Below are 12,311 nucleotides of genomic sequence, written 5' to 3' on the forward strand. Positions count from 1 at the left end.
GCACCATGACGACCTCTCCTGTCGACGCCACGACCACGTCCGCCTGGGGCGAGCTCCTGCAGCACCACCGTGACTTCCGGGGGGACCTGCGCGGCTGGTTCGCCACCGACCCGGGGCGCGCCGAGCGCCACAGCCATACGGCCGGCGACCTGTTCGTCGACCTGTCCAAGAACCTCGCCACCGACGAGACGTACGACCTGCTGGTCCGGCTCGCCGGCGAGGTGGACCTGCCCGGCCGCGTCGAGGCGATGTTCACCGGCGAGCACATCAACGTCACCGAGGACCGCGCCGTGCTGCACACCGCGCTGCGCCGCGCGCCGGGGACCCAGCCGCCGCTCGTCGTCGACGGCCAGGACGTGGACGCCGACGTCGCCCGCGAGCTCGACCGGCTGAGCGCGTTCGCCGACAAGGTCCGCTCCGGCGAGTGGACGGGAGTGACCGGCAAGCCGGTCGAGACCATCGTCAACATCGGCATCGGCGGCTCGGACCTCGGCCCGGTCATGGTCTACGAGGCCCTGCGCCCGTACCTGCGCGACGGCCTCGAGGCCCGGTTCGTCTCCAACATCGACCCCACCGACGTCGCGCAGAAGACCGCCGGGCTCGACCCGGAGACGACGCTGTTCATCGTCGCCTCCAAGACCTTCGGCACGCTCGAGACGCTCACCAACGCCCGCCTCGCCCGGGCCTGGCTGTGGGAGGCGCTCGCCGCGTCCGGCGCGATCGAGGACACCGACGCCGCGCGGCAGGCCGCCGTCGGGCAGCACTTCGTGGCCGTGTCGACGGCGCTCGACAAGGTCGCGGCGTTCGGCATCGACCCGGACAACGCCTTCGGGTTCTGGGACTGGGTGGGCGGCCGCTACTCGGTCGACTCGGCGATCGGCCTCTCGTTGGCGATCGCGTTCGGCCCGGACCGGTTCCGCGAGCTGCTCGCCGGGTTCCGCACGATGGACGAGCACTTCCGCACCGCGCCGCTCGAGCGCAACGTCCCCGCGCTGATGGGTCTGCTGAACGTCTGGTACACGAACTTCCTCGACGCGCACACCCACGCCGTGCTGCCGTACGCCCAGCAGCTCCACCGCTTCCCCGCGTACCTGCAGCAGCTCACCATGGAGTCGAACGGCAAGTCGGTGCGCTGGGACGGCTCCCCCGTGACCACCCAGACCGGCGAGATCTTCTGGGGCGAGCCCGGCACCAACGGCCAGCACGCGTTCTACCAGCTCATCCACCAGGGCACCCGCACCATCCCCGCGGACTTCATCGCGTTCGCGACGCCCGCGTACCCCCTCACCGACCCGCAGGGCGACGGGAAGGCGGTGCAGCCCGGCGCCGACGTCCACGAGCTGTTCCTCGCCAACTTCTTCGCCCAGACCAAGGCGCTGGCGTTCGGCAAGACGGCCGACGAGGTCCGCGCCGAGGGCACGGACGAGGCGATCGTCCCGGCCCGCGTGTTCTCCGGCAACCGCCCGACCACCTCGATCATGGCCCCCGCCCTCACCCCGTCCGTGCTCGGCCAGCTCGTCGCGCTCTACGAGCACATCACGTTCGTCCAGGGCGTCGTGTGGGGCATCGACTCGTTCGACCAGTGGGGTGTGGAGCTCGGCAAGAAGCTCGCCCTGGAGATCGCCCCGGCCGTCTCGGGCGACGACGCCACGCTGGCCGACCAGGACGCCTCGACCGCCGCGCTGATCCGCTACTACCGGGAGCAGCGGGCCTGAGGCCGCGGGCGGCCGGGACGGGCCGGGCCGAGCCCTCAGTAGGGTCTGGGCCATGCCTCCACTCGATCCGCGGGCCATCCTGGCCGGGCGACCGACCGCCCGCCCGTCGGTGGGCACGGTCGTCACGATCGCCGTGTCGTCGTTGTGCCTGGTCGTCGCCCTGACGATCATGCTGCACGACGGCGCCACGGGCGTCCCGGCGGCCGTCGTGCTCGCGCTCGTCCCGCTGCCCCTGCTCCTCGCGGGGATCCTGGCGCTCGACCGGCTGGAGCCGGAGCCGCCGGACGCCCTGGTCGCCGCCTTCGGCTGGGGTGCCGGGGTGGCGGTGCTGCTGGCCATGCTCCTCAACACCGCGGGGCTGGACCTGGTGTGGGCCCCGATGCTCGGCAGCGAGCTCGGGACGTACGCCATGGCGGCGATCACGGCACCGGTGGTCGAGGAGGTCCTCAAGGGGGCGGTGCTCGTGGGGCTGCTCTGGTTCCGCCGCAGCGAGCTCAACGGGCCGACCGACGGCATCATCTACGGCTCGATGGTGGCGCTCGGGTTCGCCGTCGTGGAGAACATCAGCTACTACGCGTTCGCCCCGCCCGGCACGCTGGCGCTGACCTTCACCGTCCGGGGGATCGTCTCGCCGCTCCTGCACCCGCTGTGCACGTCGCTGACGGGGATCGGCGTCGCCGCGGCGGCCCTGCGCGGTCCCGGCCGGAGCCGGGCGCTGCCCGTGCTCGCCGGGCTGGCGGGCGCCGTCGCCCTGCACGCGGCGTGGAACGCGTCGTCGGCGCTCGGGCTGGCGGGCCTCGGAGCGGCCTACCTCGCCGGCGTCGGCGTGCTGGTGGCCCTCGCGGTCGTGCTGCACCGTGACCGGCAGCGCATCGTCGCACTGATCCAGACCCACCTGCCGCAGTACCAGGAGGTCGGCGTGGTGACGCCGGCCGACGTCTGGATGCTGTCCTCGCTGCACCGCCGCCAGCGCGCCCGCGAACGGACCCGGGCCACCCGCGGGCGGGGTCCCGCCCGTGCCCTGGCGGACTACCAGCAGGCCGCCACCGAGCTGGCCATGCTGCACCGCCGCCACGGCCTCGGCCTGGTGCCCGACGACGCGTTCGTGGCGCGCCGCGATCCCCTGCTGCTGCTCATGCACCACGCCCGCGCGGCGTTCGCCTGACCTCTCGCCGGAGGCCGAGAGCGATCGTCGCGCCGACGGCGACGTGCTCCGCCACGAGGAACCCCGCCGCCTCCCGCGTCGCCGCACCCAGCGGGCCGGCCAGCGAGACGAGCAGCACCGCACCGCACAGCACGAGCCACGTCCGCTCGCCGTCACCGGTCGTGCGCCGCAGCAGCGCCCGCGCGGCCCAGCCGAGCAGGCCGACCACCAGCCCGGCCACGACGACGTCGACCAGCCCCACCTCCCGCAGGCCGCCACCGGTCCGGGCCGTCAGCTCCGCGCCGCTCGCGGTCGCCACCGCCCACACCACGGCCGCCACCACCGCGGCCAGCGGCGGGACGCCCCACGCCGGCGTCCGACGGCGGAACATCCCCCCTCGCCGGGACGGCCCTGCCCCGGACCCTCGCGGTGTCGTCCGCCCTGCCTGCTGATCCATGGTCATCGTGTCTCCTCCCGCCGGCCGTCCCGGCGCGTCCCTGGTCGCTGTCGGGACCCAGCCTGCGAGCGACGGGGCCACCCGCGCCCCGGCCGGAGGTACATGCCGGCCCCGACCTTCGTCGTCGGGCACCCCGACCACCGCCGGGGCGACCCCCGACCTTCGTCGGTGTCGCGAGCCGGCGGACCGCCGTAGCGTTCCCGCCATGCACGTCCCGACCGTCCCGAGCCGCCTGCTCGCCGGCGCCTGGCTGGCGATCGCCGCGCTGACCGTGCTGGTGGTCGTGACCGCGCACCTCGACGCGCCCGACGGCCTGCTCCTCGACGTCGCGGTCGGGCTGGCGGCCCTGGGCCTCTGCGGGCTGCTGTTCACCCGGCACGCCGTCGCGGCGGCCCTCGGCCTCGCCGTCCTGGCCGCTCTCTCGCCGGCCGCGACACCCGCCGCCACGGCCGCCACGCTGCAGGTGGCGCGCAGCCGCCCGCTCCGCACCGCGCTGCCCGTGGCGGTCGCGGGAGCGCTCGGGCACGCCGTCCAGGCGCTGTGGCACCCCGTCCCCCTGCCGCTCGAGTGGTGGCTGCTGTGCGACGTCGCGGTGCATGCGGCGCTGCTCGGCTGGGGCGCGTTCTGGCAGGAACGCGCGCTGGTGCTGTGGTCGTTGCGCGACCGCGCCCGGCGCGCCGAGGCCGAGCAGGAGCAGCGCGTGACCGAGGCCCGCACGGCCGAGCGCACCCGGATCGCCCGCGAGATGCACGACACCCTCGCCCACCGGCTCTCCCTCCTCGCCGCGACCGCCGGGGCGCTGGAGTACCGGCCCGACGCCGACCCGGTCGCCCTGGCCGCGGCGGCCGGCCGCGTGCGCTCCGGCGTCAGCGACGCCCTCGAGGACCTCCGTCAGGTGATCCGGCTGCTGCGCGCGGACCCGCAGGACCTCGGCCACGCACCCACGCTCGCCGACGTCGCCCGCCTCGTCGAGGAGGCGAGGTCAGCAGGCAGCGACGTCGCCTACGACGCGCCCCCGACCGACGTCGCCGACCAGGTGCCACCGGGCGTGCGGCGAACCGTCTTCCGCGTGGTCCAGGAGGGGCTCACCAACGCCCGGCGGCACGCGCCGGGTGCGGCCGTCCGGGTGGACCTGGAGCTCGCTGACGGCGCGGCGCGCGTCCGGGTGACCGACGACGGCGCGGGCCCGGGCACGCCCGGCGTCCGGCCGCGCAGCGGCACCGGGATCGGCCCGGGCAGCGGCACGGGGATCGTGGGCCTGCGCGAGCGCGTGACGCTCCTCGACGGCCGGCTGGACGCCGGAGCACGTGCCGGCGGAGGCTTCGTGCTCGAGGCCTGGCTACCGTGGGAGCGATGACCGAACCGCTGCAGCCCGGGGTGCGCGTCGTGCTCGTCGACGACGACGCGCTGGTGCGTGCCGGCCTGCGCCTCATGCTCGACGGTGCCGACGGCATCCGGGTCGTGGCCGAGGCCGCCGACGGCGGCGAGGTGCCCGGGGTGCTGGACGCCCACCCCACGGACGTCGTCCTCATGGACCTGCGCATGCCCGGTGTCGGCGGCATCGCCGCGACCCGAGCGGTGCGCGCGCGCTCCGCACCACCCGCCGTCGTCGTCCTCACGACGTTCGACAGCGCCGAGGAGGTCGGGGGCGCGCTGCACGCCGGGGCCGCCGGCTACCTCCTCAAGGACATGCCGCCGGCGCGGATCGCCGCCGCGGTCCGTTCGGCCGCGGCCGGCGAGCCCGTGCTGGCGCCCGACGTCGCCCGGCGGCTCATGGCGACCGTCGCGAGCGCGGGTGGTGCCCAGGAGCGGGCGCGGGCGGCCCTGGACGTCCTGACGGCCCGCGAGCGCGACGTGGCCGCGGAGCTCGGCCGCGGTGCCTCCAACGCCGAGATCGCGACCCGCCTCTACCTGAGCGTGCCGACGGTCAAGGCGCACGTCTCCCAGCTCCTGGACAAGCTCGGCCTGGAGAACCGCACGCAGGTGGCGCTGCTCGTGCACGACGCCGGGGGCGGGGCCGTCGGCCCGCCGACGGGCCCCGCATGGGGTGACTAGCGGTGCTGTCCCGAGACGACGGCGCAGCCGCGGGGGTCCAGCACCACGCCCACCTTGTCGTCGACAGCGGGCACGCCGCCGTCGGCCAGGGCGACGAGCCGTTCCTCGCCCGCACCCAGGTCCGCGTCCACGGTGACCTCCGTGCGACCGCGGCGGAACGTGGTGGCGACGACGACGCCGTGCCGGACCTCACCGCCCGTGGCTGCGCCGGAGGCGCCGTCGACCACCCGCAGGCCGGCCGGCCCGACGGCGAGCAGCCCGTCGTCGTGCGGCAGGAACGTCTGGTACCCGAGGAACTCCGCGACCTGGCGCGTCGCGGGGGCACGCCACAGCTCCTCCGGCGCCGCGACCTGGGCGAGCCGGCCGGCCGACATCACCGCGACGCGGTCGGCCACCGTGAAGGCCTCGTCGTGGTCGTGGGTGACGAACACGGCCGTGGTGCGGGTCGCGTGCAGCACCGCGCGGATCTCCACGGCCAGCCGTTCGCGCAGGCCGCGGTCCAGGGCGGAGAGCGGTTCGTCGAGGAGCAGCAGCCGGGGCCGTGGCGCGAGGGCCCGCGCGAGCGCCACCCGCTGCTTCTCGCCGCCGGACAGCTCGGCCACCGGCCGGGCCCCGAACCCGTCGAGACCCACCAGCGCCAGGAGCTCGCCCACCCGCTCGGCCCGCTCCGCCCGCGGCCGGTCGGCCAGCCCGTAGGCCACGTTCCCGGCGACGTCGCGGTGCGGGAAGAGCTGGCCCTCCTGGAACAGCAGGCCGAAGCCCCGCCGGTGCACGGGCACGCCGGCCAGGTCGGCACCGTCGAACGCCACGGTGCCGGCGGCCACCGGCTCGAGGCCGGCCACCGCCCGCAGCAGGGAGGACTTGCCGCACCCGCTCGGCCCGAGCAGCGCGAGCACCTCGCCGGCCGCGACGTCGAGCGAGACGCCGTCGACCGCCGTCGTGCCCGCGTGCCCGCGCCGCTGCCCGTAGCGCACGACGACGTCGCGCACGGACAGCCCGGTACCCGGCTCTCGACGGCCCGCCATCAGAACTCCCCTCCGCCGCTGTCGCCGCGCATCCGTTCGGCCACCATCATGACGGTCGCGGTGAGCACCGCGAGCACCACCGACGCCGCGAGCGCCATCCCGTAGTTCTCCGCGCCGGGCTGCCCGACGAGCCGGTAGATCACCACCGGCAGGGTCGCCGCGTCCGGGCGGGCGAGGAACGACGTGGCGCCGAACTCCCCCAGCGAGACCGCGAAGGCGAACCCGACGGCGAGCCCCAACGAGCGTGCTCCGAGCGCGAGGTCCACGCTGGCCAGCACCCGGCCCGGGGGCGCCCCGAGCACCGCCGCGGCCTCGCGCAGTCGCGGGTCGATCGCCCGCAGCACCGGCAGCATCGTACGGACCACGAGCGGGATCGCCACGACCGCCTGCGCGATCGGCACCAGCAGCCCCGACGTGCGCAGGTCGACGTCGAGGCCGAGCGGCCGGTCGAGCGTGAGCAGGAACCCGAACCCCACCGTCACGGCCGACACGCCGAGCGGCAGCATGAACACCGCGTCCAGGCCCCCGACGGCCCGCCGCAGCCCGTGCGAGCGGGGCCGGCGCGAGACGACCAGCACCACGAGCCCGCCGACCACCACGGCGATCAGCGTGGCGACCGCCGCGATCCGCAACGAGTTGGCCGTCGCCTCCCACACGGTCACGGTCAGCGCGTTGCGCCCGCCCGTGGTCCCCAGCGCGGCATAGTTCGCGAGCGACCAGGCGCCGTCGGGCCCCCGGAACGACCGCAGGACGAGGCCCGCGAGCGGGAGCACCACGAGCCCGCCGACGACGACGGCGGTCACCGCGGCCGGCAGCGCGTCCCGGACGGAGCGCAGGTCCAGCGGATGGGCGCCCGACCGTTCACCGGTGAGCTGGAGAGCACGTTCGCGCCGCGTGCGCAGGCGGGCGCTGACGAGCAGCGCGGCCACGACGACCACGAGCTGCAGCACGCTGAGCACGGCGGCCGCCCGCAGGTCGAGGAACTGGGTGGTGCGGATCCAGATCTCCGTCTCGATCGTGCCGTAGCGCATGCCGCCGAGCACGAGGACCACGCCGAACGCCGTCGAGCAGAACAGGAAGACTACCGACGCCGCCGAGGCGATCGCCGGGCCGAGCGCCGGCAGCGTCACCGTGCGGAAGGCCCGCCACGGCGTGGCACCCAGCGCCCGGGCGGCCTGCTCGGCGCGCGGGTCCAGGCGCTCCCACAGCCCGCCCACCGTGCGGACCACCACCGAGTAGTTGAAGAAGACGAGCGCGACCACGATCCCGGCGAAGCTCTCCTCCCACCCGAGCCACCCGAGCGGCCCGGACGGGGTGAAGAGGTTGCGGAACGCGACGCCGACGACGACGGTCGGCAGCACGAACGGGACCGTCACCAGGCCCCGCAGGAACGTCCGGCCGGGAAACCGGCACCGGTACAGCAGATAGGCGCCCGGGAGGCCGAGCAGCACGCTGAGCACCGTCCCGGCCGACGCCTGCGCGAGCGTCTGGCCGACCACCCGCCAGGTGCGCGGCTGGCTCAGGACCTCCGCGAAGCCGGAGAGGTCGAGCGTGCGCCCGCCCCCGCCGTCGTCCGCGAAGAAGCCCTGGACGACCAGCGCGACGACCGGCCAGGCGAAGAAGACGGCGAGGAAGACCAGTGGGACGCCGACGGCGACCCCCCAGCCCAGCCACGCCCACCGGGGCCGGTGTCGCAGGCTCAACCGATGACCGTGGCCGTCCACTGCTGGATCCACTCGTCACGGTGCTCCGCGATCTCCTGCACCGAGACCTCGTAGGGGTCCTCGGCGAGCGGGGCGAACTCCTCCCACTCGGCGGGGAGCTCGACGCTCTCGTCGGCGGGATACATGTACATGCTGGCCGGGATGTCGGCCTGCACCTGCTCCGAGGCCAGGAAGTCCACCAGGGCCCGGGCACCGGCCGGGTTGTCGGTGCCCGCGAGGACCCCGGCGTACTCGACCTGGCGGAAGCAGGTGTCCAGCAGCGCGGCGGTGGTGGTCTCGCTGCCGTCCTCGGTGACGGTGAAGGCCGGCGACGTCGCGTACGACAGCACGACCGGGCGCTCACCACCCTCGCCGGCACCCGAGAAGTCGACGTAGTAGGCGTCCGACCAGCCGTCCGTGACCCGCAGGCCGTTGTCCGCGAGCTCGGCCCAGTAGTCCTGCCAGCCGTCCTCGCCGAACGCGCTGATGGTGGCCAGCAGGAACGCGAAGCCGGGCGACGACGTCGCCGGGTTGGTGACCACGGTCAGGTCCGCGTAGGTCTCCTGGGTGAGGTCCTCGAAGGTGCTCGGGGGCTCGATGCCCTCCTCCTCGAACCAGGCGGTGTCCACGTTGAGGCAGACGTCACCCCGGTCGATCGGCGTCAGGCCCTCCAGACCCTCCTCCACCGGGGTGCTCACGGACGGGTCGAGGTCTGCCGGCGTGTAGGGCTCGAACACCCCGGCCTCCACGGCGCGCGACGCGAACGTGTTGTCCACCCCGTACACCACGTCCCCGAGCGGGCTGTCCTGCGTGAGGACGAGCTGGTTGACCAGCGCGCCCGCGTCACCGGCGGCGACGTGCTCGACCTCCAGCCCGGACTCCTCCTCGAAGGACTCGAGCAGCCCGTCGCTGAGCGCGAAGGAGTCGTGGGTGACCAGCGTGACGGTGCCGGACAGCTCGCCGCCGGCCGACGACTCCGCCGGGACCGGCGTGCTGCCGGCCTCGCCCGGGGCGTCGTCGCCGCTGCAGGCGGCCAGCGCGGGCACGAGCCCGACGACGGCGAGGGCCGCCAGGGTGCGGCGGGTACGGATGGTCATGCGTCCTCCTCAGACGGATCTGAAGGGGGGCCGTCGTCCGTGGGAACGGACGACGGGATCGAGAAGCCCGACTTCCTCCACCGGTGCTAACCGGATCAGGTTCGAGGGTCTGCGGAGATCCGCACTCTCAGCGCTCGTGGCGCTCCCCTGTCGTTCCCTCCGAGCCTACACACCGCACGCACGCTACGGTGGTGGCGTCCGTCGGGCGGACCGTTCGCGACCGCCCGATGCCGCCGTCTGCTACTGGAGGATCCGTGGAGCACTCTCAGCTTTCCGAGCCGTCCGAGCCCTCGCTGGGGCTCAAGATCGGGACGGTCGCGGCGACGTTCGCGGCCGGCTGGGTCGCGCAGAAGCTCATCAAGGTGATCTGGGAGAAGGCCACGGGCAGCGACGCCCCGATCGACCTGGACGCGGACGACATCCCGATCGTGCAGGCGATCACGTTCGCCGCCGTGACGGGCGGGGTCGCCGTGCTCGCCCGCCGGCTCGCCCGGCAGGTTGTGACCAAGGCCGTGGACAAGCGGGCCAAGCACGTCTCGGTGGTCTGAGGGAGGTCCCTGAGAGCCTGCGGCCACACGCCTCAGCCGCGGCTCCGCTGCCGCCGGCGGGCCAGCTGCGCCTCGTGCCCGCGGGGCCGATCCTCGGTGTGGACGGCGTCCAGCGCTGCTGCGAGCCGCTGGGCCGGGCTGCCGTCCGCGCCGGCCATCCCGGCGACGATCTGCGCGGCGGCCGACTGGAGCGGGATGCCCGCCCGGGCGGCCACCTCGCCGACCTTGTCCCCCGCCTCGGCCTCCGCCATGCCGTGCACCACCATGAAGGCGCCCTTGGCCTGCTCGACCGCAGCCGCCGACACCATGGCCCGGCCCACGGCACGCTGCGACTCGCGGTCGAGCGCCTCACGGGTGACCGGGCTGACGTCCAGCACGTAGCCGGCGACGTGGGTGATCTCGCCGTCGTCGCCGACGTGCGCCTGCCCGGTCACGACGACGGTGCGCGCCTTGCCGTGCGCGTCGACGATGCGGTGGGCGCTGCTGAACGGCCTGCCCGCACGCAACGCGACCACAGCAGTTCGCGACACGCGCCCGCGATCGTCCGGGTGCGTGCGGGACCTCAGCGCCTCCATGCTCGGCTCGATCTCGCCCGGCTCACGGCCGTGCATCCGGTACACCTCGTCGGACCACCAGGTCCGGCCCGAGTCGAGCTCGACCCGGTAGCGACCGACGACGAGCTGGACACCGGCTGCCAGGGCCTCGGCGGCACCGGCGAGGCCGGCGCTCCCGACGGTGCGGTGCGACGACGGACCGCTCATGACATCTCCCCGGGTGTCCGGGCAGAGCACCCGGTCAGGACTCGTGTGCCGCCCACCGTACTCCCGGGCCCCGGAACTGCCACCTGAGAACGGCCGCTTCACCCGGCAGATCACCCGATCGAGGCCGGGTCCCGTACCTCCTCGTCACCGGTCAGGGACGCCTGGGCCGTCCGCTCGGCGCGGTGCGCGCGGACCGAGTAGATGACGGCGCCGGCCCAGACAGCGACCACGACGGCGTAGACCGCCGTCGCGGCACCGCCGCTCACGGCGACGAGGTCCGTCCCGAGCAGCGTCCGGGTGTTCGTCAGCACGATGACCCCGCCGACGGCCGACCCGAGGACGCGCGGTGGCACCCACCGCACGATCCACGCGGCGATCGGTGCCGCGATGAGCCCACCGATCAGGAGAGCGACCGCCCAGGACGCATCGATCCCGGACGTCCCGAGCCCGACGAGGAAGCCGAGGCTCGCCGCCACGGCGACGAAGAACTCGCTGGTGTCGATCGACCCGATGACCTTGCGCGGCTCGAGCCGCCCGCTGGCGAGGATCGCCGGGGTACCGACAGGGCCCCAGCCACCACCACCGGTGGCATCCATGAAGCCGGCCACCAGCCCGAGCGGCGTGAGGAAGCGTCGACGCAGAGGCTGCCCGAGCCGGTCGGTGCGCAGACCACGGAACGTGAACCGGAACAGCACGTAGAGGCCCAGGCCCAGGAGCAGCACGGACATCAGCGGGCCGGCGATCTCCGTCGAGAGCCACGACAGGAAGGTGGCACCGGCGAACGCACCGACGGCGCCCGGGACGCCGATGCGCGCCACGACTCGCCAGTCGACGTTGCCGAACCGCCAGTGGGACGCGCCGGACGCCAGCGTGGTCCCGATCTCGGCGAGGTGCACCGTGGCCGAGGCGGCCGCCGGGTTCGTGCCGATCATCAGGAGCAGGGTGGTGGACGTGACGCCGTAGGCCATGCCGAGGCTGCCGTCGACGAGCTGTGCGCCCAGTCCGACGAGAGCGAGGAGTACGAGGGTGTGCACGAGAGCCTCCGAGGTGAGAACCGATCGGTACCCAACATACCCTATTGGCCTAGTCGGTTTTAACGACGCGCCGATGCGGGACCATCCCCGCCAGGGGGACCCGTCAGGGGTTCTCCCACGCTTCGTCGTCATCCACCAGCAGGCGCACCTCGGCCGGGACCGTCCCCGATGCGAGGTCGGCGAGCGTCACGCGCGCCAGCACGGCACGAACGTTCGCGCGCAGCGCCACCCAGACGTGCAGCAGCGACGCCGCGGTCCCGGAGTAGTCCAGGTCGGAAGGACGCTGGTCGCGCACGTACACGAGGGGGCCGTCCACGGCCCGGACGACATCGGCCACGGAGATCTCGTCCGCCGGCCGGGCCAGCACGTATCCGCCGCCCGCCCCACGCCGGCTGGACACGATGCCCTCGCGCCGCAGGTCGCGCAGGATCGCCTCGAGGAACCGGTGCGGGACCTGCTGAGCCGAGGCGAGCGCCTCCGCGGACACGGGATGCCCCTCCGTCGCGGCCGCGAGCTCCACGGACGCGCGGACCGCATAGTCCGCCTTCGCCGAGATCCTCACCCGTGCCGCCTCTCCCTGCCTGGTTCGTCATCGGCCGCGCCACGGCGAGAATCCGTCGACGGCGGCCTGGTGTCCACATGATAGTTCCGCCCACCGTGCGCTCCGGTGGGGAAATGCAGCGAGGCCCCCCGCACCGTGTGGTGTGGGGGGCCTGCTGTGAAGGGTGTCCGGCGGCGTCCTACTCTCCCACCCCGTCTCCAGGGCAGTACC

General features: G+C 74.5%; 12 protein-coding genes and 1 riboswitch. Of the genes, 5 read left to right on the plus strand and 7 right to left on the minus strand.

Annotated features, from left to right (window positions below; genetic code table 11):
* The first annotated feature begins 5 nt into the window (after positions 1 to 5).
* Positions 6 to 1,715 (plus strand): glucose-6-phosphate isomerase, encoded by a 1,710-nt coding sequence (gene pgi, locus MWU57_RS05805; RefSeq protein ID WP_246907933.1) that lies wholly within the window; start codon positions 6 to 8, stop codon positions 1,713 to 1,715.
* Positions 1,716 to 1,767: 52 nt separating this feature from the next.
* Positions 1,768 to 2,880, plus strand: coding sequence for a PrsW family intramembrane metalloprotease (locus MWU57_RS05810; RefSeq protein WP_246907937.1), 1,113 nt, complete (start codon positions 1,768 to 1,770; stop codon positions 2,878 to 2,880).
* Here MWU57_RS05810 and MWU57_RS05815 read toward each other — a convergent pair.
* Entirely contained in the window at positions 2,849 to 3,322 is a 474-nt protein-coding gene (locus MWU57_RS05815; RefSeq protein WP_246907939.1) for a DUF6069 family protein, read from the minus strand. The genes MWU57_RS05810 and MWU57_RS05815 overlap by 32 nt on opposite strands.
* Before the next feature lie 199 nt (positions 3,323 to 3,521).
* Here MWU57_RS05815 and MWU57_RS05820 point away from each other — a divergent pair, with 199 nt between their 5' ends.
* The gene (locus tag MWU57_RS05820) at positions 3,522 to 4,673 is read left to right on the plus strand and encodes a sensor histidine kinase (RefSeq protein ID WP_246907941.1); all 1,152 of its coding nucleotides are present in this window, start codon (positions 3,522 to 3,524) and stop codon (positions 4,671 to 4,673) included.
* Positions 4,670 to 5,371, plus strand: a complete 702-nt coding sequence (locus MWU57_RS05825; protein WP_246907942.1) for a response regulator transcription factor — start codon at positions 4,670 to 4,672, stop codon at positions 5,369 to 5,371. The genes MWU57_RS05820 and MWU57_RS05825 overlap by 4 nt, the downstream gene beginning before the upstream one ends.
* Here the strand turns inward: MWU57_RS05825 and MWU57_RS05830 are convergent.
* Genes MWU57_RS05830 through MWU57_RS05840 form a run of 3 tightly spaced genes read right to left on the minus strand, consistent with a single transcriptional unit; the run spans position 5,368 to position 9,196 of the window.
* Positions 5,368 to 6,396, minus strand: coding sequence for an ABC transporter ATP-binding protein (locus tag MWU57_RS05830; RefSeq protein ID WP_246907944.1), 1,029 nt, complete (start codon positions 6,394 to 6,396; stop codon positions 5,368 to 5,370). The genes MWU57_RS05825 and MWU57_RS05830 overlap by 4 nt on opposite strands.
* Positions 6,396 to 8,099: an iron ABC transporter permease gene (locus MWU57_RS05835; protein WP_246907946.1), complete on the minus strand. Its 1,704-nt coding sequence runs from the start codon at positions 8,097 to 8,099 to the stop codon at positions 6,396 to 6,398. Before MWU57_RS05835 ends, MWU57_RS05830 begins: the two co-directional genes overlap by 1 nt.
* On the minus strand, positions 8,096 to 9,196 hold the full coding sequence (locus tag MWU57_RS05840; RefSeq protein ID WP_246907948.1) for a thiamine ABC transporter substrate binding subunit: 1,101 nt from the start codon (positions 9,194 to 9,196) through the stop codon (positions 8,096 to 8,098). The genes MWU57_RS05835 and MWU57_RS05840 overlap by 4 nt, the downstream gene beginning before the upstream one ends.
* A 55-nt stretch (positions 9,197 to 9,251) precedes the next feature.
* Positions 9,252 to 9,355, minus strand: a riboswitch (TPP riboswitch).
* Between the two features lie 95 nt (positions 9,356 to 9,450).
* Between MWU57_RS05840 and MWU57_RS05845 the strand changes: the two genes are divergently transcribed.
* Complete coding sequence (locus tag MWU57_RS05845) at positions 9,451 to 9,744, plus strand: DUF4235 domain-containing protein (protein ID WP_246907950.1); 294 nt, start codon at positions 9,451 to 9,453, stop codon at positions 9,742 to 9,744.
* Between the two features lie 32 nt (positions 9,745 to 9,776).
* On the opposite strand, the gene MWU57_RS05850 is transcribed toward MWU57_RS05845, so the two are convergent.
* The 3 genes from MWU57_RS05850 to MWU57_RS05860 all read right to left on the minus strand — a co-directional run bounded on the left by MWU57_RS05850 (position 9,777) and on the right by MWU57_RS05860 (position 12,101).
* Positions 9,777 to 10,505, minus strand: coding sequence for a PAS and ANTAR domain-containing protein (locus tag MWU57_RS05850; protein WP_246907953.1), 729 nt, complete (start codon positions 10,503 to 10,505; stop codon positions 9,777 to 9,779).
* A gap of 110 nt (positions 10,506 to 10,615) precedes the next feature.
* Complete coding sequence (locus MWU57_RS05855; protein WP_246907956.1) at positions 10,616 to 11,539, minus strand: sulfite exporter TauE/SafE family protein; 924 nt, start codon at positions 11,537 to 11,539, stop codon at positions 10,616 to 10,618.
* Positions 11,540 to 11,642: 103 nt separating this feature from the next.
* Positions 11,643 to 12,101, minus strand: a complete 459-nt coding sequence (locus tag MWU57_RS05860) for an Rrf2 family transcriptional regulator (protein WP_106269681.1) — start codon at positions 12,099 to 12,101, stop codon at positions 11,643 to 11,645.
* Positions 12,102 to 12,311: the final 210 nt, after the last annotated feature.

This window comes from Isoptericola sp. S6320L, assembly GCF_023015685.1.
Lineage (GTDB): Bacteria > Actinomycetota > Actinomycetes > Actinomycetales > Cellulomonadaceae > Isoptericola > Isoptericola halotolerans_A.